The 24519-nt window shown below is 69.5% G+C and carries 24 protein-coding genes; 7 read left to right on the top strand and 17 right to left on the bottom strand.

The genetic code is table 11. The annotated features are described in order from the left end of the window. Positions 1-8: 8 nt before the first annotated feature. Genes ACFVDI_RS07575 through glmS form a run of 3 tightly spaced genes read right to left on the bottom strand, consistent with a single transcriptional unit; the run spans position 9 to position 3683 of the window. Entirely contained in the window at positions 9-1412 is a 1404-nt protein-coding gene (locus ACFVDI_RS07575; protein ID WP_378902378.1) for an NAD(P)H-hydrate epimerase, read from the bottom strand. Between the two features lie 60 nt (positions 1413-1472). Next, entirely contained in the window at positions 1473-1826 is a 354-nt protein-coding gene (locus tag ACFVDI_RS07570; protein ID WP_008362440.1) for a holo-ACP synthase, read from the bottom strand. A gap of 12 nt (positions 1827-1838) precedes the next feature. Further along, a complete protein-coding gene (glmS, locus tag ACFVDI_RS07565; protein ID WP_378902375.1) occupies positions 1839-3683 on the bottom strand; it encodes a glutamine--fructose-6-phosphate transaminase (isomerizing) in 1845 nt (614 codons plus the stop codon). 70 nt (positions 3684-3753) lie between these two features. Between glmS and coaA the strand changes: the two genes are divergently transcribed. Beyond that, positions 3754-4719 (top strand): type I pantothenate kinase, encoded by a 966-nt coding sequence (gene coaA, locus ACFVDI_RS07560; RefSeq protein WP_378902372.1) that lies wholly within the window; start codon positions 3754-3756, stop codon positions 4717-4719. Between the two features lie 95 nt (positions 4720-4814). Here the strand turns inward: coaA and glmM are convergent, their stop codons facing one another. From glmM to ACFVDI_RS07530, 6 genes are all read right to left on the bottom strand, one after another. Beyond that, a complete protein-coding gene (gene glmM, locus ACFVDI_RS07555; RefSeq protein WP_378902369.1) occupies positions 4815-6170 on the bottom strand; it encodes a phosphoglucosamine mutase in 1356 nt (451 codons plus the stop codon). A gap of 104 nt (positions 6171-6274) precedes the next feature. Continuing rightward, entirely contained in the window at positions 6275-6775 is a 501-nt protein-coding gene (rpsI, locus tag ACFVDI_RS07550; protein ID WP_008362446.1) for a 30S ribosomal protein S9, read from the bottom strand. A gap of 14 nt (positions 6776-6789) precedes the next feature. Beyond that, a complete protein-coding gene (gene rplM / locus ACFVDI_RS07545) occupies positions 6790-7233 on the bottom strand; it encodes a 50S ribosomal protein L13 (protein WP_008362447.1) in 444 nt (147 codons plus the stop codon). Between the two features lie 281 nt (positions 7234-7514). Next, positions 7515-7982: a hypothetical protein gene (locus ACFVDI_RS07540; protein ID WP_378902365.1), complete on the bottom strand. Its 468-nt coding sequence runs from the start codon at positions 7980-7982 to the stop codon at positions 7515-7517. 122 nt (positions 7983-8104) lie between these two features. Beyond that, entirely contained in the window at positions 8105-8335 is a 231-nt protein-coding gene (locus ACFVDI_RS07535; RefSeq protein WP_378902362.1) for a hypothetical protein, read from the bottom strand. Then, a complete protein-coding gene (locus ACFVDI_RS07530) occupies positions 8332-9777 on the bottom strand; it encodes a hypothetical protein (protein WP_378902359.1) in 1446 nt (481 codons plus the stop codon). Before ACFVDI_RS07530 ends, ACFVDI_RS07535 begins: the two co-directional genes overlap by 4 nt. Positions 9778-10030: 253 nt before the next feature. Between ACFVDI_RS07530 and rocD the strand changes: the two genes are divergently transcribed. After that, positions 10031-11269 (top strand): ornithine--oxo-acid transaminase, encoded by a 1239-nt coding sequence (gene rocD, locus ACFVDI_RS07525; RefSeq protein WP_378902356.1) that lies wholly within the window; start codon positions 10031-10033, stop codon positions 11267-11269. A 93-nt stretch (positions 11270-11362) separates the two neighbouring features. On the opposite strand, the gene ACFVDI_RS07520 is transcribed toward rocD, so the two are convergent. Both ACFVDI_RS07520 and ACFVDI_RS07515 read right to left on the bottom strand, forming a co-directional pair. After that, positions 11363-12943, bottom strand: a complete 1581-nt coding sequence (locus ACFVDI_RS07520; RefSeq protein WP_378902353.1) for a hypothetical protein — start codon at positions 12941-12943, stop codon at positions 11363-11365. A gap of 92 nt (positions 12944-13035) precedes the next feature. After that, complete coding sequence (locus ACFVDI_RS07515) at positions 13036-13626, bottom strand: TetR/AcrR family transcriptional regulator (RefSeq protein WP_378902350.1); 591 nt, start codon at positions 13624-13626, stop codon at positions 13036-13038. A gap of 48 nt (positions 13627-13674) precedes the next feature. Between ACFVDI_RS07515 and ACFVDI_RS07510 the strand changes: the two genes are divergently transcribed. The 4 genes from ACFVDI_RS07510 to ACFVDI_RS07495 are packed head-to-tail and all read left to right on the top strand — an operon-like array spanning position 13675 to position 17128. Continuing rightward, the gene (locus tag ACFVDI_RS07510) at positions 13675-15198 is read left to right on the top strand and encodes a flavin-containing monooxygenase (RefSeq protein ID WP_378902347.1); all 1524 of its coding nucleotides are present in this window, start codon (positions 13675-13677) and stop codon (positions 15196-15198) included. Continuing rightward, complete coding sequence (locus ACFVDI_RS07505) at positions 15195-16031, top strand: SDR family NAD(P)-dependent oxidoreductase (protein ID WP_378902344.1); 837 nt, start codon at positions 15195-15197, stop codon at positions 16029-16031. Before ACFVDI_RS07510 ends, ACFVDI_RS07505 begins: the two co-directional genes overlap by 4 nt. A gap of 16 nt (positions 16032-16047) precedes the next feature. After that, positions 16048-16587, top strand: a complete 540-nt coding sequence (locus ACFVDI_RS07500; protein WP_378902341.1) for a DUF402 domain-containing protein — start codon at positions 16048-16050, stop codon at positions 16585-16587. A 4-nt stretch (positions 16588-16591) separates the two neighbouring features. Continuing rightward, entirely contained in the window at positions 16592-17128 is a 537-nt protein-coding gene (locus ACFVDI_RS07495; RefSeq protein WP_378902338.1) for a DUF402 domain-containing protein, read from the top strand. 87 nt (positions 17129-17215) lie between these two features. Here ACFVDI_RS07495 and ACFVDI_RS07490 read toward each other — a convergent pair whose 3' ends face one another. Further along, complete coding sequence (locus ACFVDI_RS07490; RefSeq protein WP_378902335.1) at positions 17216-18559, bottom strand: threonine/serine exporter ThrE family protein; 1344 nt, start codon at positions 18557-18559, stop codon at positions 17216-17218. 82 nt (positions 18560-18641) lie between these two features. Here ACFVDI_RS07490 and ACFVDI_RS07485 point away from each other — a divergent pair, with 82 nt between their 5' ends. Continuing rightward, a complete protein-coding gene (locus ACFVDI_RS07485) occupies positions 18642-19769 on the top strand; it encodes a glutamate--cysteine ligase (protein ID WP_378902332.1) in 1128 nt (375 codons plus the stop codon). 94 nt (positions 19770-19863) lie between these two features. On the opposite strand, the gene ACFVDI_RS07480 is transcribed toward ACFVDI_RS07485, so the two are convergent. The 5 genes from ACFVDI_RS07480 to ACFVDI_RS07460 all read right to left on the bottom strand — a co-directional run bounded on the left by ACFVDI_RS07480 (position 19864) and on the right by ACFVDI_RS07460 (position 24485). Next, positions 19864-20979 (bottom strand): aromatic acid exporter family protein, encoded by a 1116-nt coding sequence (locus ACFVDI_RS07480; protein WP_378902329.1) that lies wholly within the window; start codon positions 20977-20979, stop codon positions 19864-19866. Between the two features lie 128 nt (positions 20980-21107). After that, on the bottom strand, positions 21108-21758 hold the full coding sequence (locus ACFVDI_RS07475) for an HNH endonuclease family protein (protein WP_378902326.1): 651 nt from the start codon (positions 21756-21758) through the stop codon (positions 21108-21110). 109 nt (positions 21759-21867) lie between these two features. Next, on the bottom strand, positions 21868-22680 hold the full coding sequence (locus ACFVDI_RS07470; protein WP_378902323.1) for an MBL fold metallo-hydrolase: 813 nt from the start codon (positions 22678-22680) through the stop codon (positions 21868-21870). Between the two features lie 22 nt (positions 22681-22702). Continuing rightward, the gene (locus ACFVDI_RS07465) at positions 22703-23944 is read right to left on the bottom strand and encodes a site-specific DNA-methyltransferase (protein WP_378902320.1); all 1242 of its coding nucleotides are present in this window, start codon (positions 23942-23944) and stop codon (positions 22703-22705) included. A 10-nt stretch (positions 23945-23954) separates the two neighbouring features. After that, positions 23955-24485 (bottom strand): hypothetical protein, encoded by a 531-nt coding sequence (locus ACFVDI_RS07460; protein WP_378902317.1) that lies wholly within the window; start codon positions 24483-24485, stop codon positions 23955-23957. Between the last annotated feature and the right edge of the window lie 34 nt (positions 24486-24519).

Below are 24519 nucleotides of genomic sequence, written 5' to 3'. Positions count from 1 at the left end.
AGTTCCTGCTAACTAGAGACAGCAGGAAGGGATCGGATAACGGCGGGTATCGCCGCGGCGACGCCGCTCGCGGTGACCGGCCCGCCGTCGCTCGCCAGCGTGGCCGCCGCGCCGTGCAGCCAGGCCCCGGCCGACGCGGCGTCGATGGGAGCGAGCCCCGTGGCGAGGAGCGAGCCGATCAGCCCGCCGAGCACGTCGCCCGAGCCGGCGGTGGCCAGCCAGGAGGTGCCCGTGGTGTTGACCCGTACCGGCGTGTCGGGGTCCGGCGAGGCGATCGTGGTGCGCCGTCCCTTGAGCAGCACCACCGCGTGGAACCGCTGGGCCGCGAGCCGCGCGTAGTGCAGCGGACGGGCTTCGATGTCGGCGCGATCCTCCCGGATCAGCGTCGCCAGCTCGCCCGCGTGCGGGGTCAGGATCGCGGGCACGCCGAGAGGACCCGTCAATGGACGGAGGCTGTCGGCGTCGATGACCAGAGGTACGCCGCTGGCCCGCGCGAACGCGAGCGCGCTGTTGGCGCCGTCGGCGCTGCCCGAGCCGACCACCCAGGCCTGGGCCTGCCCGTCGCCGACCACCTCCGGATGCTGGCGTTTGACCCACTCCGAGGCGGTCCCGACGTAGCGGACCATCCCGGCGAGCCCGGTGTTGGCACCGGCGACGGCGAGCAGCGCGGCGCCGGGATAGGTGGCACTGCCGACCCGTAGGCCGACCACGCCGCGGGTGTACTTGTGCACGTCCGGCGCCGGGCGAGGCATCAGCGCAGCCACGTCGGCCGCCTCGAGGCTCTCGATCGCCGGCGCCGGGAGGTCGAGGCCGATGTCGACCAGCTGGACCTTCCCGCACGCCGAGGCCGCGGGGTCGAGCAGATGACACGGCTTGTAGGTGCCGAAGGTGACCGTCAGGTCGGCGTCAACATGGGCGCCGTCCACCTCGCCGGTGTCGACGCAGACCCCGCTCGGTGTGTCGACGGCGACCACCGGGACCCCCGCGAGCATCTCCAGCGCCGCCTCGGCCTCCGGTCGTAGCCCGGGCTTCCCACCGATCCCCACGATCCCGTCGACGACGACATCCGCACCGGTGGTCGCGCTTGTCGAGATGACCACCCCAGAGGAAACCGTCCCGCCTGCCGCCTTCAGGGCACTGACCCCACCCGCATGCGCCCGATCCGACAGCAACCACGCCTCGACCCGCGCGCCGCGGCGTGCGAGCAGCGCCCCGGCGTACAACGCGTCCCCGCCGTTGTCGCCACTCCCGACGAGCAGGACGACCCGACGGCCGTAGGCACCACCGAGATGATCGATGACCGCGTAGGCCAGCCCGGCCGCCGCGCGCTGCATCAGGGCGCCTTCTGGCAGCCTCCCCATCAAGGCCTTCTCTGCCGCTCTGACCTGCTCCACCGAGTGCGCACGCCGCATGACCTCAGCCTACGCGCCGAAGCGCTGCCGGGGCCGGGCCGAAGGGCTCGAACAAGCCCGTCAGTCCTCCAGGACGACCATCGCCGAGGCGATCCCGGCGTCGTGGGAGAGCGAGAGGTGGACGGTGGCGACACCGAGCTTCGTGGCCTGCGCCAGCACCGTGCCGCGTAGCTCGAACCGGGGCTGTCCCGACGACTCCGAGATCACCTCGGCGTCGTGCCACTCCATCCCCTGCGGCGCGCCGAGCGCCTTGGCGAGCGCCTCCTTCGCGGCGAACCGGGCGGCCAGCGAGGCCATCGGCTTCCCCGCCTCCGCGGGGGTGAACAGGCGCTCACGCAGCCGCGGCGTACGCTCCAGCGACTCCTCGAAGCGCGCCAGGTCGCACACGTCGATCCCGACTCCGATCACGGCCATCAGCGCAGCATCTCACTCGACCGTGACGGACTTGGCGAGGTTGCGGGGCTGATCGACGTCGTAGCCGAGCTCGGTGGCCAACTGGCAGGCGAAGAGCTGCATCGGCACGACCGCGACGAGAGGCTGCAGGAGCACCGGCACCTTGGGCAGCCGGATGATCGTGTCGGAGACCGAGTCGACCGAGTCGTCACCCTCCTCGACCAGGGCGATGGTCCGTGCGCCGCGGGCGCGCACCTCCATGATCCCCGAGCGCATCTTGTCGTGGAGGAAGTCGCGGCCGCGCGGGGGCACGATGCACCAGATCGGCAGGCCCTCCTCGACCAGCGCGATCGGCCCGTGCTTGAGCTCGCCGGCGGCGAACCCCTCGGCGTGCAGGTAGGCGAGCTCCTTGAGCTTGAGCGCACCCTCCAGCGCCACCGGGTAGCCGGCGTGGCGGCCCAGGAACAGGAAGGCCCGGCGGTCGGCGTACTCACGCGCCAGCTCGTAGACCTGCGGTGCGGTCTCCAAGACCTTCGCGACCGCGTCGGGCATCGCCTCGAGCTGGGTCATCACGCCGTCGATCTCGTCGCCGTACATGGTGCCCTTGACCTGGGCCAGGTAGAGCGCGAGCAGGTAACAGGCGACCAGCTGGGTGACGTACCCCTTGGTCGAGGCGACCCCGATCTCCGGGCCGGCGTGGGTGTAGATGACCGCGTCGGACTCGCGCGGGATCGTGGAGCCGTTGGTGTTGCAGATCGCCAGCACCTTGGAGCGCTGCGAGCGCGCGTGCCGGATCGCCTGCAGGGTGTCGGCGGTCTCGCCGGACTGCGAGATCGCGACCACCAGGGTGGAGTTGTCGAGGATCGGGTCGCGATAGCGGAACTCGCTCGCCAGCTCGACCTCCACCGAGATCCGGCACCAGTGCTCGATGGCGTACTTCGCGACCATGCCCGCGTAGAACGAGGTCCCCGCGGCGATGATGATGATCTTGGTGACCTCGCGCAGCTCGTCGTCGTCGAGCCGCATCTCGTCGAGGTGGAGGGACCCCGAAGGCGTACGCCGCCCCAGCAGCGAGTCGGCAACCGCACGAGGCTGCTCGAGGATCTCCTTGCGCATGAACCAGTCGTGGCCGTCCTTCTCGGCGGCGGCCAGATCCCAGTCGACGTGGAAGCGGCGGCCCTCGGCGGGCGTGCCGTCGAAGTTGGTGACCGTCGCGCCCTCGCGGGTGATCGTGACGACCTGGTCCTGGTCGAGCTCCATCGCCTCGCGGGTGTGCTCGATGAAGGCGGCGACGTCGGAGCCGAGGAACGACTCCCCCTCGCCCAGACCGACCACGAGCGGGCTGTTGCGCCGAGCGGCGACGACCCGGGACGGGTCCTCGGCATCGATCGCGACGAAGGTGAAGGCACCCTCCAGGACCGAGCAGACCTTCTGCATCGCGATGGTCAGGTCGGCTCCGCCGACGACCTCGCGCTCGAGCAGGTGCGCGGCCACCTCGGTGTCGGTCTGCGAGGCGAACTCGTGCCCGTCGGTCTCCAGCGAGGCCCGCAGCTCGGCGAAGTTCTCGATGATCCCGTTGTGCACGACCGCGACCCGTCCGGTGCGGCCGACGTGCGGGTGGGCGTTGCCGTCGGTCGGGCCGCCGTGGGTCGCCCAGCGGGTGTGGCCGATCCCGGTCGTCGCCGCTGGCAGGGGCGCGTCCGCGATCGCCTTCTCCAGGTTGGCGAGCTTGCCGGCCTTCTTGTCCACGGCCAGCTTTCCGCTGGCCACCAACGCGATTCCGGCCGAGTCATAGCCGCGGTACTCCAACCGCCGCAGGCCATCGATCACGACGCTCTGCGCCGACCGGTCTCCGACGTACCCAACGATGCCGCACATGGCGGATGATCCTACGGCGCTCGTGGACCCCATCAGGAAGTGGCGGCGCCGGTGCGTAACAATCGTTGCCATGTCACACCCCGGGCCACACGGCGATGACCGCGGCTCCTCGCCCTACGTCGAGCTCGACCGTAGCGCGTGGGCCGAGCTCGCGACCGAGACCGAGAGTCCGCTGACCGAGGCCGAGATCGAGTCGCTGCGTGGCCTGGGCGACCAGATAGACCTCAAGGAGGTCGAGGAGGTCTACCTGCCGCTGAGCCGCCTGCTCAGCCTCTACGTGAGCGCCTCGGCCAAGCTCCACGACCAGCAGGAGCTGTTCCTCGGCAAGACGATGCCGGAGCGTACGCCCTTCGTCATCGGCGTCGCCGGGTCCGTCGCCGTCGGCAAGTCGACCACCGCACGCGTGCTCCAGCAGATGCTCGCCCACTGGCCCGAGCACCCCAACGTCGCCCTGGTGACCACCGACGGGTTCCTCTACCCCAACGCCGAGCTCGAGCGGCGCGGCCTGATGGAGCGCAAGGGCTTCCCGGAGTCCTACGACCGCAAGGCGCTGCTCCGCTTCCTCGTCGACCTCAAGTCGGGCGAGGACGAGGTGCGCGCGCCGATCTACTCACATCTGACCTACGACGTCACCGACCAGACCGTGACCGTCAAGAAACCCGACATCGTCATCCTCGAGGGGCTCAACGTCCTGCAGCCCTCCCGGGTCCGCGCCGACGGCACCATCTCGCTGGCCCTCTCGGACTTCTTCGACTTCTCCGTCTACGTCGATGCGGGGTCGCGCGACATCAAGCAGTGGTACGTCGACCGCTTCCTCCGGCTGCGCGAGACCGCCTTCCGCGACCCATCGTCCTACTTCACGAAATATGCGGCCCTGTCGCACGACGAGGCCGTCACCCGTGCCACCGAGATCTGGAACGAGATCAACGGCCCCAACCTCCGCGAGAACGTCCTCCCCACCCGCTCCCGCGCCACCCTGGTGCTCCGGAAGGACCGCGACCACTCGGTGCGGTATGTGAGGTTGCGGAAGATCTAGGCGGTTGGTTCGTCTAGGTATGCACAGAAACCTTCACTTCCCGTGCGGAGTTCCGCCCGGGAAGTGAAGGTTCGGCTGCATACCTAGACGACCATTCAGAGTGCCAGCCGGGCCCGCACCACATCCGCGAGCCGCTCGGCGCACGCCTCGGCCTCGTGGTGCGTAGGAGCCTCGACCATGACGCGTACGAGGTTCTCGGTGCCGGAGGGACGCAGCAGGATCCGGCCGGAGCCGGCGAGGGCCGTCTCCTCCGCGGCGACCGCCTCCAGGAGACCGGAGTCCGTCTTGCAGCGGGCCTTGTCGACGCCTTTGACGTTGAGCAGGACCTGCGGGAGCCGGGTGACGACGGAGGCGAGGTCGGCGAGGGTACGCCCGGTGAGGGTCATCCGCTGCAGGACGTGCAGCGCGGTGAGGATGCCGTCGCCGGTGGTGGCGTGCTCGCTCATGATGATGTGGCCGGACTGCTCGCCACCGATGGCGTAACCGCCGCGGCGCATCTCCTCGAGCACGTAGCGGTCGCCCACGGCGGTCTGCTTCACCCGGACGCCGGCGGCGTCCATCGCCTTCACGAAGCCCAGGTTGCTCATCACGGTGACGACCACCGTGTCGTCCGGGAGCCGGCCGGTGTCGTGGAGCCCGAGGGCGAGGACCGCGATGAGCTGGTCGCCGTCGACCAGGTTGCCCTCGGCGTCGACGGCCAGGCAGCGGTCGGCGTCGCCGTCCCAGGCGAAGCCGACGTCGGCACCGTGCTCGACGACCGCCTTCTGCAGCATCTCCGGGTGGGTCGAGCCGACGCCGTCGTTGATCGAGAGCCCGTCGTTGGTGTCGTTGATCGCGATCACCTTGGCGCCGGCCTGGTCCAGGGCCAAGGGCCCGGCGGCCGCGGCCGCGCCGTTGGCGCAGTCCACGACGACGGTCAGCCCGTCGAGACGACGCTCGAGCGTGGAGACCAGGTGAGCCGCGTACGTCTCCACGGGGTTGTCGTGGGACGAGATCCGGCCCACCGACGCGCCGGTCGGGCGGTCCCAGGGCTCGTCGAGGTGGGCCTCGATCCGGTCCTCGAGCACGTCGTCGAGCTTGTGCCCGCCACGCTGGAGGAACTTGATGCCGTTGTCGGGCATCGGGTTGTGCGAGGCCGAGATGACCACGCCGAGGTCGGCCTGCAGGGCCGCGGTCAGGTAGGCGACGCCAGGCGTCGGCAGCACGCCGACCTCGATCACGTCGCAGCCGGCCGAGGCCAGACCGCCGGCGACCGTCGCCTGCAGGAACTGGCCCGAGACGCGCGAGTCGTTGCCGATGACCGCCAGCGGCTTGCGTCCGCTGCCGGAGCCGCGAAGCTCCTCGGTGAGGACCAGTGCCGCGGATGTCGCCAGGTTCTGGGCGAGCGAGGCGGTGAGGACCTCGCCGTTCGCGAGACCGCGAACTCCGTCAGTGCCGAAAAGGCGTGCCACGTCCGTGTGACCTTCTTTCGTACGTCGGCCCCCGCCCGAAAAATGAGTCGGGGTGCCTCGGCGAGCCGAGGCACCCCAACAATGCTAGGCGATCGCGAGGGCGATCAGCGCTTGCTGAACTGCGAGGCCTTGCGGGCCTTCTTGAGACCGGCCTTCTTCCGCTCCACGACGCGGGCGTCGCGGGTCAGCAGACCGGCCTTCTTCAGGGTCGGGCGGTTGGCCTCGACGTCGACGTCGTTCAGCGCACGGGCCACGCCGAGACGCAGCGCGCCGGCCTGACCGGCGATGCCGCCGCCGTCGATGCGGGCGATCACGTCGAAGCGACCCTCGAGCTGCAGCGCGACGAACGGCTCGTTCGCGACCTGCTGGTGCAGCTTGTTCGGGAAGTAGTCCTCGATGGTGCGACCGTTGATGGTCCACGCGCCGGTGCCCGGGACGATCCGGACGCGGGCGACGGCCTCCTTGCGGCGGCCGGTGGCGGCGGCCGGGGCGATGGTCGCCGGGCGCTCAGGGGTGTCGGCGGACGGGGCGCTCTCGGAGGTGTAGGCGAGGCCCTGCTCGTCGGTCTCGAAGGTCTCCTCGACCTCTACGGTGTTCTCAGTCATGTCCTGGTCCTGGCTCACTGGGCGATCTGCTTGATCTCGAACGGAACGGCCTGCTGCGCGGCGTGCGGGTGCTCAGGGCCGGAGTAGACCTTCAGCTTCTTGAGCATCTGACGGCCGAGCTTGTTCTTCGGCAGCATGCCCCACACCGCCTTCTCGATCGCCTTGCGAGCGTCCTTGTCCAGGACCTCACCGATCGGGGTGGCCGTCAGACCGCCCGGGTAGCCCGAGTGACGGTAAGCCAGCTTGGTGGTCTTCTTGTTGCCGGAGAGGGAGACCTTCTCGGCGTTGATGACGATGACGAAGTCGCCGGTGTCCGCGTTGGGCGCGAAGATCGCCTTGTGCTTGCCGCGGAGGAGCTCGGCGACCTGGACAGCGAGGCGGCCGAGACGGACGTCGGTCGCGTCGATCACGAGCCAGGCGCGCTCGATGTCGCCCGGCTTGGGAGCGTAAGTACGCACGTGTGCCTTCTTAGTTCGTAGTGCCCGCCCAGCGGGTGCAGGAGGCGGGATGGTGCTGCGTGGCTTCTGACGAACACGGCCCGGCTTGCCCCGTCGCTGGGAGCCCCAGCGACAGTCATCCGGATCTGCGCCCCTGACCGTGCGACAGTTCTCATCGAACCTGGATCAGGACGCGGCAGGAGTCACGACCTCACAAGGTTACGAGTCCCCGCGCAGCCGAGACAAATCAAGACGTACGCCGCCGGTCGGGGAGCCTGGCGGCGTACGCGATCTCGGCCGGGTCAGCTCGACTGACCCGGATAGGACCGTCCGTCGGACTGGTCCTGTCGCTGGCCGAAGCCGCCCGGACCATGGCCGTCCTCGCCGAAGTCGGGCACTTGGCCGAAGTCGGGCACCTGGCCGAAGGGCATCTCGCCGCCTCCGCGCATCTGGCCCAGCTCCCGCGGGCCGCGGTCGGAGTCACCGTCGACGACCGCGGCGACGACACCGGTGGCGACGCCGCCACCGAGAACGAGCCCGGCGGCCGCCGCGGCCGCCACGCTCTTCCACCCGAAGACCCGGTCGGAGAGCTTCTTCTTCGGGGCGGCCGCGGCCACGGGGGCAGCAGTCGGCGGACCGTAGGCAGGCGGTGCGTACGCCGGCGCTGGCTGCTGGGCGGGAGGCTGCTCGGCGGGCTGCTCGACGGCGGGCTCCTCGGCCGTCGGTTCCACCGGCTCGGGAGCCTGGTCGTCCGTACTCTTGTCGCTCATGCTTCCAGAGTCCGCAGGGTTCCTGTGGTGAGGCTGTGCGAGACCTTTGGCTTCGGTGAAAACAAGACGTACGCCGCCGGAACGTGTCCGGCGGCGTACGTCGTTCTCTGCTCGATGGTCGGCTACTGGTCGACGCCGACCTCACCCTCGGGGGCGTAGAGGTCTGCGACCTCCTCCGGATCCGGCTCCGGCTCCGGACGCTCCTCGGGACCCGACGGAGCCGGCTGGTTCTTCTCGACCACCGGTCGCTCCGGCTCGTCCTCGCCGGAGAGGGCGAGGACTCCACCGAAGGCACCAGCAGCCAGCAGCACGACCGCGGCGCCCGCCAGGATCAGCTTGCGCGTCATGGTCACGCCAGTACGCGGTACTGGATGCCGACCGCGTACTTCCAGATGTCGTAGCGCGAGCTCGAGTTGAGGCCGGCGGTCCACCACACTGCGGGGCAGTACTGCGTCGAGGTGCGGCTCTGGATCAGGCTGTTGGGCGAGGCGACGGAGGCCATCGTCTTCCACTTGATCGAGTTGCCGAACTGGTGGCGCTGACGCGTCGACCAGTCCGACGGGCGCAGCACGGTGGTGACCAGGTAGACGTCCTTCGTGTAGCCCTTCGGGCGGCCGCCGTAGTGCTTGAGCGTCAGGTTGCGGTAGTTGCCGTCGACCGACTTCGGCAGGCACTTGACGTTCTCGGTGTAGACCGTCGCCTTGGCGCTGTCTCCGGGGGCCTTGCAGCGTACGTTGGAACGCAGGCCGCGCGACTCGGACCAGTCGCTGCGAGCGGGCGCCTTGAGGGTCGAGCAGGAGCCGACGTACTTGTAGTCGAGGGCGTCGGCGGCGGTGACCGTCCTGCTGTAGGTCTTCCAGGTCAGCTTCTTGGCGGACGCGGCGATCGAGATCTGGGCGGTGGTGGCGTTGCCGGCCTTGTCCTTGGCCTCGATGCGGACGTAGAAGGTGCCGGAGACCCGGGTGCCGGCGTTGTTGGTGCCGTTCCAGGTGTAGGAGGTGGTGCCGGTGAAGCTCGTGGACGAGCCCAGGGTGCGGACCAGGGTGCCGCCGGCGGTGACCACCTTCGCGGTGTAGCCGACGGTCTCGTTCACCGTCATCTTCGCCGTGACCGTGTCGCGGTAGCCGTCCGGGTAGGGGTAGAAGGTCGTCAGGCTGCGGCTCAGGGTGACGACCGGCTTGGTGGCGTCGACGGAACCGAGCTCGACGGTGACGGAGTCGGTCGCGCCGCTCTCACCCTCGACGAACCCGGTGATCCGGTAGGTGTCGGTCGCGGTCGGCATCGTCGCCTGGACCGACCCGACACCGTCGGCGTCGAGCGTGATCGGTGCCGACTGCGGGCCGCTCGGGGAAGTGCCGTTCGAGCCGGTGATCGTCCAGTTGGCCACCGGGTTGGCGCCGAGCGCCTCCACGTTCTCCACGTCGTACGTCACCGGGAACGTCGCGCCCCCGGCCGGGGTGGTGGCGGGAACGGTGATCACGACGGTGGTCACGACGGCGCCTGCCGGCTCCTCCGCCACGCCTGCCGCGGGAGGCTCCGCCTCGGCGCCGGGCTGGGTCTCCGGCTGAGTCTCCGGCTGAGTCTCCGGCTGGGTCTCCGGCTGGGTCTCGGGCTCCGTCTGAGTGCCCGTCTCGGCGCCCGTCGCGGGGGCGGGCTCCGAGTCCGTCGGGGTCGTCTCGACGGACGTCGTCTCCGACGGGTCCGGGGTGGTCGACGGAGTCTCCGTCGCGAAGGCCGGCACCGCCGGCACGATCAGGGCGACGGCAGCAGCCGCCACCAGTGCGCGCATGCGCATCTGTGGGTTCCTCCGAGTCTCTTTCCCGAGATGGTCTTGGGGTCGCTTCGCTGCCAGAGAACGCGAGGCGGGCCGAGATGGCTGAGGGAACATATACCCCGGGGCGCACACCCTCCGCACCGGTATTTGCAACCGCGTTACCGAGCTGGCGACAGCGATGAGGCATCTGGCGTAGCCTGATCGTAGGATTGTCAGACAATCAGATGATTCTGGCTCAGATCACCGAGAACGCCCCACGAGATGGAGGAGTGCGATGACCCTGCTCAACGAAGCTCAGGACGCCGCTGCGACCAGCCTGACCCCCGCCGCCTTTGCAGCCGCCGAGGCACACTCCGCGCACAACTACCACCCGCTCGAGGTGGTGATCAGCCACGCCGAGGGCGCCTGGGTGACCGACGTGGACGGTCGCCGCTGCCTCGACATGCTGGCCGGCTACAGCGCGCTGAACTTCGGTCACGGCCACCCCGCACTGCTGTCCGCCGCCCGTGAGCAGCTCGACAAGGTCACCCTGACCTCGCGCGCCTTCGTGCACGACCAGTTCGCCGAGTTCACCGCCCGTCTGGCCGCGATGTGCGGCAAGGACATGGTGCTGCCGATGAACACCGGCGCCGAGGCCGTCGAGACGGCCATCAAGGTCGCCCGCAAGTGGGGCTACGACGTCAAGGGCGTCCCCGCCGACCAGGCTGAGATCATCGTGATGGCCGGCAACTTCCACGGCCGCACCACCACGATCGTCGGCTTCTCCGACGACGCCGACGCCCGCGACGGCTTCGGCCCGTTCGCCCCCGGCTTCGTGATGGTCCCGTACGCCGACCTGGCCGCGATCGAGGCCGCCATCACCCCCAACACGGTGGCCGTGCTGGTCGAGCCGATCCAGGGCGAGTCCGGCGTCGTCATCCCCGGAGACGACTTCCTGATCGGCCTGCGCGAGGTCTGCACCCGTGAGAACGTGCTCTTCGCCGCCGACGAGATCCAGGCCGGCCTCGGCCGCACCGGCTACACCTTCGCCTGCGACCACGCCGGCGTGAAGCCGGACATGTACATCCTCGGCAAGGCGCTCGGCGGCGGCATCGTCCCGGTCTCGGCCGTCGTCGCCGACCGCGACGTGCTCGGCGTCATCGGCCCCGGCCAGCACGGCTCCACCTTCGGCGGCAACCCGCTCGCCTGCGCCGTCGGCACCGCGGTGATCGAGCTGCTCGAGACCGGTGATTTCCAGGCCCGTGCCGAGGCGCTCGGCCAGGTGCTGCGCGACCGGCTCCTGGCGATGGTCGGCGAGGGCGTCGTCGGCTTCCGCTCCCGCGGCCTGTGGGCCGGCGTCGACATCGACCCGGCCGTCGGCACCGGTCGCGAGATCTGCGAGCGCCTCCTCGCCCGCGGCGTACTCGCCAAGGACACCCACGGCTCCACCATCCGCCTCGCGCCGCCGCTGGTGATCGCCGAGGAGGACCTCCACTGGGCCCTCGACCAGCTCGAGGCCGCCGTCTCCGAGTAGGGCCGAGCCGCCCTGTGACACGTCGTTCGACGTACTGGTCGCCCTAAGAGAACGACCTGATAGTACGTCGAACGACGTGTCACACCCCGCCGGTCAGCCGCGGGTCGGGGCCGGAGGCAGGTTCTTGGAGACGTCGGGGATGACGAACACCTTGCCGATGAGGACGTCCTTCGTCGTGATCGGGACGAAACGGATCCGCTCGTGCGCCTCGCGGGTGCCGGTGAGGGTGATCCACCTGTTGCCGGCCGTGCTGGCATAGGCGTTTACGGTGCCGAAGTACGTCCCACCGACATAGACCTTCGCCCGGCCCCACTTCGGGCCGACGCGGTACTGGATCCGCAGCTTCTTCGCGGAGAAGCGGTCCGTGGTCCGCGCGGTCCGGTGGTAGTAGTCGTCGCGTGTCCGTACCGAGGTCCAGATCTTGCCTCCGGACGGGATCCCGACACCAGCGGTCCAGCCGTCCATCGGCTCGATCGGCGCGAAGGAGCACTTCCAGCCCGTCCACGGCGAGGCGTTCCCGGCCGCGTCGAACGCCCGGACCCGATAGCAGGTCGCCGACCCGGCCCAGTCGACGTACACCGGCATCGACGTGCTGGTCGTCGCGGACGAGCCGCCGTCGAAGCAGGACGTCGAGCCGCCGTCCTTGCGAGCCACCTCGTAACCGGTGACCTTGACGTTGTCGCTGCCTCGCCACGACGCCTTCACGCTGTAGATGCCGTTGCTGTTTCGGGTGGTCGGGAAGGTCGGAGACAGCGAGAAGCCGGTCATCTTCGGTCTCGTCGTGTCCGTGCTCTCGACCGGGTCCGCCGGCCACAGCTCGCTTCGGGACTGCCAGGTGACCACCTTGCTCGACCCCAGCGGCGCCGTCGCCCGCAGCGCCCACAGGCCGACGAACCGGAACGGGCGGGTGTCGGCCGAGATCGCCCTGACCTTGATCGCGCCGGTCAGGTTGGCGGACTTCTGCAGCGTCACGACCTTGTAGCCGGCCTTGCTCGCGTAGCCGCTGACCGTGCCGAGCAGCGTCGAACCGATGAGGATCCGCGCCTTGCCGTACTTCGGGCCGGTACGAACCTTCACCCGAACACCCTTGGCGAGGTAGCTCACCGAGCGCGCCGGATTGTTCGAAGCCCCGTTGTTCCTCACGTAGTAGTCGAAGACACCGTTGTCGAAGCCGTACCCCGGCACGAACTCCTCGGTGCCGAGCGGGGCATGGCTGCACCGCCAACCCGACCACCGGCCGACCGTCCCGGCATTGTTGACGGCTCGTACGCGGCGGCAGACCTGATCACCGGAGTAGATGTGTCCGGCGAGCGAAGTGCGCGAGGCCGGGTAGGTGGCGATCGTCGACTGGTAACCGGAACCCGTCGAGTCCACACCGACCATCGATCCTCGGCGCTTCCCGTGCCAGGTCTGCACCTGGTACTTCGCCACCCCCTCGGTCGTGGCCGGACTCCACCGGAAGGCCGGTGTCGCACTCCAGTGGGTGCCACGCCAGCGCATCGCGGAGGCTTCGACGAACGTCGGATACGACGTGGAGGTGATCGACGGCGGAGCCGTCTCGGCAAACGCGCTCGGGGCACTGGTCGCCACCGGGGTGAGCACAGCCGCAACCAGCGCGATCGCACCGACGAAGCGCACCTTTCGCGCACCTCGAACGGCGGAAATCCATGACATGGGGGACTCCTCGAGTTCAGCCGGCTCACCGGCACTCCCGGAGCCTGGCCAGCGGAGCATAGCGAACACCCACCGGGGTGTGCGGTCGCGTGTTACAGCTCCGCGGGCCCGAGCAGCTCCAACAGCACCGGCAACGAACCCGCCAGCATCCCCAGCAGCTCCTCGCGTGACAGCCCCGCGGGATCGGTCTTCCAGGAGAGCACCAGCTCCTCCGACATCGCCTGCCATCCCCTGACGATCAGGCGCGCCGCCGGGGTGTCCTCGACGAAGTCGGCACCGGCGTCGAAGATCCGGAGCCCCAACGCCAAGAAGGCCTCGTCGTAGATCTCGCGCAGGACCGGGTCGCTCGCGGCGCCGCGGACCATCGAGACGTACCCCTCGTAGTTGGCGTCGACGAAGTCGACATAGGCCGTCATCGAGGCCAGCAGGCGCTCCACCGGCTCCCCCGTCGCGGGCGGGGCGGTCTGGGCGACGAGCGCGTCGGCGGCGCGGCGTACGACCGCCTCACGGAAGGCCATCTTGTCGCCGAAGTAGTGGTAGAGCAGCCCGCGCGAGATGCCGGCCTCACGCGCCACCACGTCGATCGAGATCTCGTCGAGGGAGTGGCGCGAGAAGAGGCGAATGCCCAGGTCGAGCAGTTGCTCGCGGCGCTGCTCGGGCGTCAGGCGCGTCCGTTGGCTCATACCGACCATTCTATTGACATCTGTTCAATAGGCAAGAATACTCTCGGTATGACCACTGCTGACCTCACCCACGTCGACCACCTCGTCGTCGGCGCCGGCTTCGGGGGCCTCTGCGCGGCGATCAAGCTCGAGGAGGACGGCGAGCGCGACTTCGTCGTCATCGAGAAGGGCTCCGGCGTCGGTGGCACCTGGCGCGACAACACCTACCCCGGCGCCGCTTGCGACGTGCCCAGCCAGCTCTACAGCTACTCCTTCGCCCTCAACCCCGACTGGTCGATGAGCTTCTCGCCCCAGCCGGAGATCGAGGCGTACATCAAGAAGGTCGCCGAGAACTCCGGCACCCTGGACCGCTTCGTCTTCGACACCGCGATGACCGCCGCGACCTGGGACGAGACCCAGCAGCGCTGGCTCGTCGAGACCGAGGGCAGGAACGGGAAGAAGACGTACGCGGCGACCACCGTCATCGCCGGTCCCGGTGCGCTCTCCGAGCCCAAGCTCCCGGACATCGAGGGCATCGAGGGCTTCCGGGGCGAGATCTTCCACTCCGCCCAGTGGAACCACGACGTCTCACTCGAGGGCAAGCGCGTCGCCGTGATCGGCACCGGTGCCAGCGCTGTCCAGATCGTCCCCGAGATCCAGAAGAAGGCGGCGCGGCTGGACGTCTACCAGCGCACCGCACCGTGGGTCCTCCCCCGCAACGAGCACCGCTACTCCAAGCTCGAGAAGGCCGCCTTCCGCCACGTACCCGGTGTCCAGCGGCTCGCTCGCGCGGCGGTCTACTGGGGCCTCGAGGTCCGCGTCCTGGGCCTCGCCGTGGAACCCAGGCTCACCAAGGCCCATGAGCTGATGGCGAGGAACAACATCCGCCGCGGCATCAAGGACCCCGAGCTGCGCCGCAAGGTCACCCCTGACTACACGCTCGGCTGCAAGCGCACGCTGATCTCCAACGCCTACTACCCGGCGCTGGCCGCCGACAACGTCGACCTGATCACCGACGGCATCGACCGGGTGAGCGAGAACGCGATCGTCGCGAAGGACGGCACCAGCCGCGAGATCGACGTCCTGGTGGTGGCGACCGGTTTCTACACCACCGACCTCCCGATCGCGCACTCGATCACCGGCAGCAAGGGCCGCACCATGGCCGAGCGGTTCGCGGAGACCGGGATGAGCGCCTACAAGGGCACCACCGTCCCGGAGTTCCCCAACCTCTTCTTCGTGGTCGGCCCCAACACCGGTCTGGGCCACTCCTCGATGGTCTACATGATCGAGTCCCAGGTGGCCTACATCCGCGACGCGATCCGCACGATGCGTACGAATGCGTACGCCACCGTCGAGCCCACCGAGGACGCCACCTCCGCCTGGAACGACGACCTGCAGCGCAAGATGGACAAGACGGTCTGGTCGGAGGGCGGCTGCGCGTCGTGGTATCTCGACGAGCACGGCCGCAACACCACCCTGTGGCCGAGCTTCACGTTCCTGTTCCGCCACCTGACCAGCAAGTTCGACGTCGACAAGTACGCCGTCACCGCCGCCGGCAACCCGGCAACGACCAAGGAGAGTGTCCCCGCATGAAGTCCTTCGACGACAAGGTAGTCGTGCTCACCGGAGCCGGATCCGGCATCGGCCGCGCCCTCGCGGTCAACCTGGCCGGCCGCGGCGCCCGGCTGGCGCTCTCCGACGTCAACGAGGCCGGCCTGGCCGAGACCGTCGAGCTGGCCAAGCAGGCCGGCGCCCGCGAGATCAAGGAAGACAAGCTCGACGTGGCCGACCGCGAGGCCTTCACGGCGTACGCCGAGGGCATCATCGCCCACTTCGGCACGGTCAACGTGGTGGTCAACAACGCCGGCGTCGCACTCTCGGGCCGCGTCAACGACCTCGACTGGGAGGACATCGACTGGATCATCGGCATCGACTGGTGGGGCGTCGTGCACGGCACCAAGCTCTTCCTGCCGGCCCTGATCGAGTCCGGCGACGCGCACATCGTGAACATCTCCTCGCTGTTCGGGCTGGTCTCCATGCCCGACCAGGCCTTCTACAACGCCGCGAAGTACGCGGTGCGCGGCTTCACCGAGGCGCTGCGCGAGGAGATGCTGATCGACGGCCACAAGGTCGGCGTCACCTCGGTCCACCCGGGTGGTATCAAGACCGCCGTGGCGCGTTCCGCGCGGGTCTCGGCCAAGGACGACCAGGCCGCGACCGCGAAGTTCTTCGACGAGAAGCTCGCCAAGATGGAGCCCGAGCGGGCCGCCGAGATCATCGTCAAGGGCATCGAGAAGAAGCAGGCCCGCGTGCTGGTCGGCCTCGACGCCCATGTGATCCACAACTTCGGCAAGTTCACCGGCTCGCGCTACCAGGACCTGATCGCCCTGGGCGCCAAATATGTGATGCCCAAGAAGAACGGCTGAGGCAGAATCGGCGCCCATGCGCTTCGAGGCCGGCCACCCCGTTCGTGTCGAGTTCACGAAATGGGGTGGCCGGCCTCATTGGGCCTTCGACGGGCTCTACCTCGGTGAGGACGAGCACGGCGAGTGGATCGGCCATCCCGCAGGCACCTTTGCCGCCAAGCCCGACAGCACCTTCACGTCCGAATGGCCGTGGCTGACCCTGAGACCTCGACGCGACGCCGCCCATCTGGTCACGATCAACGGCGCCGACCATCCCGACCTCGCGATCTACGTCGACATGAGCACGCCGCCGGAGTGGACCGGCACGGTGCTGACCTGCGTCGACCTGGACCTGGACGTGATCGAGCGCCACGACGGGACCGTATTCATCGACGACGAGGACGAGTTCGCCGAGCACCAGGTCTCGTTGGGCTACCCGCCCGAGGTCATCGACCTGGCCCGGACCGCGGCCGACCGCGTGCTGGCCGAGGTGAAGGCCCACACCGCTCCGTACGACGGCAGCGCGAACCGCTGGTTCGAGATCCTCGCGAGCCTCACCACGACCGTGGGAGATTGACCTCATGAAGCGCTTCGAGGCAGGGACCCGGATCCGGGTCGAGATGACGAAGTGGGGCAACAAACCCCACTGGGGCTTCGACGGGATCTACCTCGGCGAGGACGAGCACGGCGAGTGGATCGGCCACCCGGTCGGCACGGCGTTCGCACGGCCGGGCAAGGGATGGGTCGCCGACTGGGACTCGGTCAGCCTCATCCCTCACCGCGACGCCGCCCACTTCGCTGCCTTCAACCGGCCGAACGGACGGGTGAGCTCGCAGATATATGTCGACATGTGTACTCCGCCGATGTGGCAGGACTCCACGATCACCTGCATCGACCTCGACCTCGACGTGGTCAAGAAGTTCGACGGGTCGGTCTACATCGACGACCAGGACGAGTTCGAGCACCACCAGATCGAGTACGGCTACCCGCCCGAGATCATCTCGATGACCGAGGACTCCGCCGAGCGGGTCTATCTCGCGGTCAAGGGGGGCCGGGCGCCGTACGACGATGTCACCACCGAGCGCTGGTTCGAGGCGCTGGTTCGTCAAGGTACGTAGCCGAACCGTCGCATCCCTCGCGGAACTCCGCTAGGGATGCGACGGTTTCTCTGCATACCTTGACGAACCGGCACCCCCCGCTCCGGCCTAGGATTCGACCTCGGCGGGCACCGGGGTGGTGGTGCGGTCCTTCCGCAGCGGACCGACGAGGCGCGGCCCGGAGAGCCGCGTCTCGATCCGCCATGACCGGCGGCTGAGCGGCTGGGCGATGAACTCACCCAGATAGACGCCCGAGGCGAGAGCCAGCGCCACCGAGGCGGCGGTGAAGAGGGCGACGAGGCCGACCGAGGTGGTCGCCGGGGTCTCCTGGGCCAGCATCGTGAGACCGCGATAGATCGAGTAGCCGGGCAGGAACGGCACCACCGAGGACACCACGATGACCAGCGGCGGCACCTTCAGCCGGGTGGCCACCGAGTAGGCGATGAGACCGATGAAGAGGGCGGCCACGGCCACCCGCCACGTACGTCCGACGTCGCCGGGCACGACGATCGACAGCACCACGGCGATGCCGGCGATGATCGCGATCGGGAGCAGCGTCCGCTTGGGGGCGTAGGCCGCATAGGCGAACGCCGCGGCACCGACCGCCCCGCCGATGGTGGCGAGGGTGATCGACTGCAGCGTGCTGGTGCCGCCGGAGACGGCACCGTCGATCGGCACCCCGACGGCACCGGCGAAGACCAGACCGCCGGTGACTCCGGCGATGATCCCGGCCGTGGAGACCAGGGCCTCCATGATCCGGGCGCTGGCGGTGACGTGGAAGCCGGTCAGGGCGTCCTGGAGGGCACCCATGAAGCTGATCCCGGCCAGCATCACGGTGATGTTGGCGGTGATCGAGGTGGAGACGTCGAGGTCCAGGGGCAGGGCCGCGGCGATGACGGCGAGCAGCGTGGCCACGCCCGCGCCGGCGACCTGCAGGTAGAAGAGCGGCAGCCGCCAGCGGCGGTGGAGGAAGGCCTGCAGCTGGTCGATCGCAGCACCGGAGATGAACGCCAGGATGACGACACGGAGCTCACCGCCGACGTACACGGTGAACGCGGCGGCCATCACCGCCATGCCGAGGGTCGCCGCCCACCGCGGCCGGCGGTGGCCGCCGGAGATGATGCGGCCCAGCGCGATCCGGGCGCCCTGGAGATCCACCTCGTCGCGTACGACCTGGCGAACCAGGTGGTCGACTGCGGTCAGGTGGTCGTAGTCGATCGTGCGGTTCTTGACCTGCCGCGTGGTGTGGATCGGGATCGCCTCTGGATCGGCTTGATAGCTCATCGAGAGACTGGTGTAGGTGACGTCGACCTCGGCTCCGCGGAGTCCGAGATGCTGAGAGAGCGACCTCATCGTCGCGGTCACGTCAGCGGCCCCGGCGCCGGTGGAGATCAGCAGCTCACCGACGCGGAGGCAGAAGTCCAGAGTCAGGTTCACCTCGCGCGCGTCCACCGTCACAGCGTGCCATCGGGGCGGTGATCGACAGGCATTCACGGTGCTCGACAAACGGGCCCGTGCAAGGAACGCTCGATACATGCGGATCGACTTCCATCCCTCCCCTCGACCGACGCTCGGCGTCGAGTGGGAGCTCGCGCTCGTCGACCGCCAGACGCGGGACCTGGTCAACGTCGCCGACCATCTCTTCGCCCGGGCCAAGGCCCGCGTGCCGAACCCCGAGCGGATCCACAAGGAGCTGCTGCGCAACACCGTCGAGATCGTCACCGGGATCTGCGAGACGGTCGAGGAGGCCATCGACCAGATCCGGGCCACGACCTCCGAGGTCGTACGCGCCGGGGACGATCTCGGCGTGGACCTCTTCGGTGCCGGGACGCATCCGTTCGCGTCCTGGACCCGGCAGGAGCTGTCCGCCGGGCATCGTTACGAGGAGCTGATCAACCGCACCCAGTGGTGGGGGCGGCAGATGCTGATCTGGGGCGTGCACGTGCACGTCGGGATGCCGGAACGCGACCGGGTGCTGCCGGTCCTCAACGGGCTGCTGACCTACTACCCCCACTTCCAGGCGCTGTCGGCCTCCTCGCCGATCTGGGCCGGCGTGGACACCGGCTACGCGTCCAACCGGGCGCTGATGTTCCAGCAACTGCCCACGGCGGGGCTGCCGTTCCAGTTCACGACGTGGGCGGAGTTCGAGGCGTACGTCTCGGACCAGACGGTCACCGGCGTGATCGAGGACATCAGCGAGATCCGCTGGGACATCCGGCCCTCACCCCGGATCGGCACCATCGAGAACCGGATCTGCGACGGGGTCGCGACCCTTCAGGAGCTTGCTGCGATCGCGGCGCTGGCCCACTGCCTCTGCGTCGACCTGGACGCCCGGGTGGCGGCCGGCGAGCCCATCGCGACGATGCCGCCGTGGCACGTCCAGGAGAACAAGTGGCGCGCCGCCCGCTACGGCCTCGACGCGATCGTGATCCTCAACGCCGCTTCCGAGGAGCGGCTGGTCACCGAGGACCTTGCCGAGCTGCTGGTGCGGCTCGAGCCCGTGGCCGCGCGCCTCGGCTGCGAGAAGGAGCTCGCCGGGGTGCACGACATCATCCACAAAGGTGCCTCCTACCAGCGACAACGCGCCATCGCGGCGTCCACCGAAGGGGACCTGGTCGCGGTGGTCGACTCGGTCGTGCGGGACCTGCGGGGATCGCTGTAGCGGGATGCTCACCGAGGTAACTCGGTCGGGCACCACATACTTCGTGGAGTTCCGCGAAGGAAGCGACCACTCACCGAGGTAACTCGGTGAGCATTCAGCGAGGCGGCAGCGGCGGCAGCGCGTCGGTCGCCTCGAACTGCCCCATGCCGGTGACCCCGAGCAGGTCGACGATGATCGACCTGATCTGGACGAGGATGACCTCGGCGTTGAGCGATTCCGTACGCTCCACCTCGGTCGAGTGCTCGCCGACCGCGAGCAGCACCGACCTGGCCTCTCCGCTCAGTCCGTCCGGGCCGAGGCCGGCGGCGAGCTCGGCCTCGACGACGTCGACGGCGTCGGCGAGCCCGAAGGCCAGCTGGTAGTAGCTCTCCGGCACGATGTCCCCGCGATAGGCCGACACCGCCGCCCGCCGCACCAGCACCCGGGTGCTCCGCAGCGCGCGGTCGAGCGGCTCGACCAGCTCGGCCATCCGATGTACGTGGCTGCGATGTCGGAACCGGAACGGCGACACCGCCAGCACCGACATGCCCTCGTCCGAGGCGTCCTGCAGCTCCCGGATCAGCGGGTCGGTGGCGCGCGCGTCGGCGAGCACCTTGAGCCCGTGGACCGCGTCGGCGTCGAGCATCACCTGGCCGGCGGCGCGCAGCAGCGAGGCGATCTTCCTGGCCACCACCGCCGCCTGCTCACCGGGCCGTCGCAGGGGCGCGGCAGGCACGATCGAGGCGGCGACCAGCGCCACCGCACCGCCGATCAGCGCATCGGTCCAGCGGGTGAACGCCGCGCCGGGCGTCGGCAGCAGCCCCATCACGAAGATGGACTGCACCGCGGCCTGGTTGCGGAAGACCTGCCCCGAGGAGATGAAGATGCCCACGGCCATGGCCATCCCCACGACGAGGGTCATCTGCCAGGCGCCTTCGCCGATGACCTGCACCACGACGTCGCCCAGGAAGACGCCGAGCGCGACCCCGATGGTCACCTCGGTGACCCGTCTCAGCCGCTGCCCGTAGGAGGTGCCGAGGCTGACCACCGCGGCGATCGGCGCGAAGACCGGTTGGACGTGGCCGAGCAGCCCGGCCGCGATGAACCACGCCACCCCCGCCGCTCCGGCGGCCTGGAACACGTGCCACCGCTTCGACTTCAGGCGCGCCAGCCGGCGGCGTACGTCGGATCCCACCTGCTCACGGGTGACTCGCGGAGCAGTGAACGCCATGCCGCAGATCCTAGGCCAGCCGAGTCCTCAGTTGTGGCGGCCGAATCGGTCGTTCGGGCGAATGAGATCGGGATCTCGTACGCCATTTCCACCGATTCGACGCGCCACTTCTGCGGACTCGGCGTGGGTCAACGGGCGAAGGTCACCGAGACGGTCTGGCTGCCGCAGCCGTTGGCGGAGGAGAGGTTGGTGAGGGCCGACTTCTCGGTGCTGTCGACGGAGAGGCGCCAGCGGATCTTCACCGAGACGAACTCCTTCAGGTAGCGGCACTTCTGCTGGGCGGGCATCCACTCGGCCGGGTCCTGGTCGCTCTTGGACTGGTTCACGTTGTCGGTGACGCCGACGAGGGAGCCGTAGTAGCCGAGGTCGTTGGCGTAGCTCCTGCGCTCGGTCGAGGTCCAGGTGCGAGCGCCGGAGTCCCAGGCCTCGGCGAGCGGGACCATGTGGTCGATGTCGATGTCGCTGGTGGCGGTCCAGGACAGACCGTCGTAGTAGGAGTACCAGCGTCCACCCGACAGCGAGCAGCTCGAGCCGACCGTGGGGGCCTCCTCGGCCTCCGCGATCAGCACCTCGTTGCGGGTGTTGCAGCCGTCGCCGTCGGCGTCGATCCAGTGTTGGAAGAGGTCACGGCTGTAGCCGGTGCGGTTCTCGGCCGCGACCGGGAGGTCGCCGATGGCGGTCGAGAGCGGCTGGGAGTAGGACTCGGCGTGCGCTGCCGCCGGAATCGTGAGCGGCACGAGGGCGCCGCAGGCAAGGATGAACAGGCCACGGAGTTTCATGGGGGTCTCCCGAGGTGAGGTGTTCGGTCGACCCCAGACGATGCCGTGTTTTACGTGGCCCGTGTAACGCGGTTACCAGATGTTTCGAGAAGTTCACCCAGCGGCACGGTCACGCCGGGACGAACGGCTCCGTCAGATGCGGCGTCGCCAGGTGCAGCGTCGTGGCGGCGTCGCGGCCGAGCAGGCGTTCCCTGGACCGTCTGGCCGCCTCGGGGTCGACCTCATGCGCGTAGGCGAGCTCGGGGTGGAGCAGCTGGAGCGCGTGCACCAGGAGGTCGCCGGTGACGAGCGCCAGCTCGCGTCCCTCCTGAACCAGGACGCTCTGATGTCCCGGCGTGTGACCGGGCGTGGCGACCGTACGCCCGGTGCGCAGGGGCGTGTCACCGTCGAGGAGCCGGAGCCGACCGGCGGCTGCGAGCGGGACGGTGAGGGTCTCGCGAAGCTGGGGGTTGAGCGCGTCGAGGGCGTCGTACTCCGCCCGCTGGAGCAGGTAGTCGGCGTTCGGGAAGTAGGGTCGGCGCCCGCCGGCCTCGGTCACGACCGCCCATCCGACGTGGTCGGTGTGCAGATGCGTGAGCACCACGGTGTCGACCTCGGCCGGGTCGATGCCCGCGGCATCGAGCGACTGCGGGAGCACACCAGGCACGGGCGCCCACGAGGCGGCCGGGCCGTCCGCCGGACCGATCCCGGCGTCCACGACGGTGAGACCCTTGTCGCCGCGGATCGCGAAGGCACGGAACTGGAGCCGCCAGCGGCCCTCGGCGTCGACCGCGCCCGGGTCGTAACGGTCGACCTCGGCCCATTGCGCGGCTGTGGCCGCGGGGAAGGCCTCGGCGCGCGGCGAGAAGAACGGGCCCTCGCCGTCGGCGAGGGCGATGATCTCGGTCGAGCCGATCCGGAGGCGGGGGACGCTGGGGGCCATGGCCGCGATCCTGCCACGCCCTCTACGCGCCGCGCGTCACGCCGGATCTCTCCAGTAGCTCGCCCAGGTCGCGCTCGACCAGCCTCTTCACGCCGCCGTTCCCGTGGGCGGCGACCACTGCCTTCAGCCGCGCCCGGGTGACGTCGGAGACGTACGCCATCTCGGCCTTCGCCGCGTTCGAGCCCGGCCGGGTCGTCTCGGCGATCTGCACCGACCAGCACGCACGCCGCGCCCCGTCCTCCACGTTGGCCAGCGCGACCGCGTGGCCGGTGGTGCCGGAGCCGGCGAAGAAGTCGAGGACCCGCGCGTCGGTCGGCATGGTGGCCAGGATCCGGCGGATCAGACCGGTCGGCTTGGGCGACTCGAACAGCGGCCCCACCAGCGCTTTCAGCTCGGCGACGGCGGAGTCGGTCGAGCCGATCTCCTCGGCCAGCCAGATCGTGGTGAGCTTCTTGCGCCGGGCATCGCCCGAGGCATCACGGGAGAGCCAGTCACGCTGGTAGACGTCGACCCGCTCCCCCAGCTTCCCGCGTACGCGACGGCACATCAGATCGTCGGGACGGGCCGCGATCAGCGGGGCGCTCCACCGCCAGACCGCCGGGCGACCGTCACCGAAGACCGGCCAGATCTCCTGGCCGCCGTCGAACGGCTCGACATCGACGCGGCCGGAGTCCGGGTCTCCCCACACCGGGAAGTGGAGCGTCCTGGCCGTCGCCGGGTTGAACTTCTTGTTGGTGTTGCGCAGGGGCAGCCGCCGGTAGTGGCGCCCGTCGTCGGTGACCAGCGGGAAGTCCCGCTCGTTGACGGCCTCGGGGATGCTCGACTCCAGCGCGCAGGTCCGGGCGTCCTTGGCGTAGACGAGCAGGTACTCGTGAGACGTGGCGAACCCGTTGCCGAGCTGGCGGCCCTTGGGGTTGAGGTTGACCACGATCTGCGCGAGCTGGTTGCGCTCGTCGAAGACCTCGTCCATCAGCACCTTGAGGTGAGCGGCCTCGTTGTCGTCGATCGAGACGTAGATAGCCGCCCGGTCCGACATGACGGTGCGCGCCGCCTCCAGCCGGGGCCGCATCATCGCGACCCAGGCCTCGTGGCGGCCGGCCCGCCGGCCGTCCTCGCCGCGCCGGTCGTCGTGGTAGGCGAAGAGGCTGCCGGTGTTGTAGGGCGGGTCGATGTAGATCAGATCGAACGTCTCGCCCGCCGCCGAGAGCGCCTGGAGCACGTCGAGGTTGTCGCCCTCGACGAAGGTGTTCCACGGCTCCCCCACGCGGGGAACGTTAGCCGACCGGCTGATCGACACTCAGCAACGCGACCGATCGCTCGGCCACCAGGCACTGGATCTTGGTGCTCTTCGGCGGGGTGACGTGGAGGACCACGTCAGCGCCGGAGGCCGAAGCCGTGATCGTCGCGGGGTCCGGCGCCTCGCAGCCGTCGTAGACGGTCTGGGCGTAGAGCCGCTGCCCGGACGGGACGCGCGCGAGCAGACTGGTCGCCTCGGTGGTGAAGGGTTGCTGCAGCGAGGTGCCGAGCGTCGCGGCGTACGCCTCGATCGCGGCCGCGTCCGGCAGCGGGGTCGCGGTCTTCTCCAGGTCGCCCTCGGCCGCTCCGCCGGCTGAGACCAGGCCACGCACCGGTTTCTCCGAGCTCGGCGGACGGGACGGTTCGGGCTGCGACTCGGGCGTGCCGGGCGAGGAGGCCGAGGGCGACGGGCTCGAGCCCGGGTCGCTCGCCTCCTCGGGGGTGCCGCAGGAGGAGATCAGCAGCGCCGTCGCAGCGACTGCGAGTGGGAGAAGACGCGTGGGGTGCATGTTCCACATACTCCCCACGGCACCCGGCTGTTGC

Source organism: Nocardioides sp. NPDC057767, from assembly GCF_042798275.1.
Taxonomy (GTDB): domain Bacteria; phylum Actinomycetota; class Actinomycetes; order Propionibacteriales; family Nocardioidaceae; genus Nocardioides.
Note: the sequence above shows the minus strand (reverse complement) of the source record. Positions and strands in the feature narration are given on the sequence as shown.

Coding starts and splice junctions, on each gene's coding strand:
- ACFVDI_RS07505 (WP_378902344.1), top strand. CDS start 15,195: ATGAAGTCCTTCGACGACAAGGTAGTCGTGCTCACCGGAGCCGGATCC.
- coaA (WP_378902372.1), top strand. CDS start 3,754: ATGTCACACCCCGGGCCACACGGCGATGACCGCGGCTCCTCGCCCTAC.
- glmS (WP_378902375.1), bottom strand. CDS start 3,683: ATGTGCGGCATCGTTGGGTACGTCGGAGACCGGTCGGCGCAGAGCGTC.
- ACFVDI_RS07540 (WP_378902365.1), bottom strand. CDS start 7,982: ATGAGCGACAAGAGTACGGACGACCAGGCTCCCGAGCCGGTGGAACCG.
- ACFVDI_RS07510 (WP_378902347.1), top strand. CDS start 13,675: ATGACCACTGCTGACCTCACCCACGTCGACCACCTCGTCGTCGGCGCC.
- ACFVDI_RS07500 (WP_378902341.1), top strand. CDS start 16,048: ATGCGCTTCGAGGCCGGCCACCCCGTTCGTGTCGAGTTCACGAAATGG.
- ACFVDI_RS07530 (WP_378902359.1), bottom strand. CDS start 9,777: ATGCGCATGCGCGCACTGGTGGCGGCTGCTGCCGTCGCCCTGATCGTG.
- ACFVDI_RS07475 (WP_378902326.1), bottom strand. CDS start 21,758: ATGAAACTCCGTGGCCTGTTCATCCTTGCCTGCGGCGCCCTCGTGCCG.
- ACFVDI_RS07480 (WP_378902329.1), bottom strand. CDS start 20,979: ATGGCGTTCACTGCTCCGCGAGTCACCCGTGAGCAGGTGGGATCCGAC.
- rpsI (WP_008362446.1), bottom strand. CDS start 6,775: ATGACTGAGAACACCGTAGAGGTCGAGGAGACCTTCGAGACCGACGAG.
- ACFVDI_RS07520 (WP_378902353.1), bottom strand. CDS start 12,943: ATGTCATGGATTTCCGCCGTTCGAGGTGCGCGAAAGGTGCGCTTCGTC.
- ACFVDI_RS07495 (WP_378902338.1), top strand. CDS start 16,592: ATGAAGCGCTTCGAGGCAGGGACCCGGATCCGGGTCGAGATGACGAAG.
- ACFVDI_RS07570 (WP_008362440.1), bottom strand. CDS start 1,826: ATGGCCGTGATCGGAGTCGGGATCGACGTGTGCGACCTGGCGCGCTTC.
- ACFVDI_RS07470 (WP_378902323.1), bottom strand. CDS start 22,680: ATGGCCCCCAGCGTCCCCCGCCTCCGGATCGGCTCGACCGAGATCATC.
- rocD (WP_378902356.1), top strand. CDS start 10,031: ATGACCCTGCTCAACGAAGCTCAGGACGCCGCTGCGACCAGCCTGACC.
- ACFVDI_RS07515 (WP_378902350.1), bottom strand. CDS start 13,626: ATGAGCCAACGGACGCGCCTGACGCCCGAGCAGCGCCGCGAGCAACTG.
- ACFVDI_RS07575 (WP_378902378.1), bottom strand. CDS start 1,412: ATGCGGCGTGCGCACTCGGTGGAGCAGGTCAGAGCGGCAGAGAAGGCC.
- ACFVDI_RS07460 (WP_378902317.1), bottom strand. CDS start 24,485: ATGCACCCCACGCGTCTTCTCCCACTCGCAGTCGCTGCGACGGCGCTG.
- ACFVDI_RS07485 (WP_378902332.1), top strand. CDS start 18,642: ATGCGGATCGACTTCCATCCCTCCCCTCGACCGACGCTCGGCGTCGAG.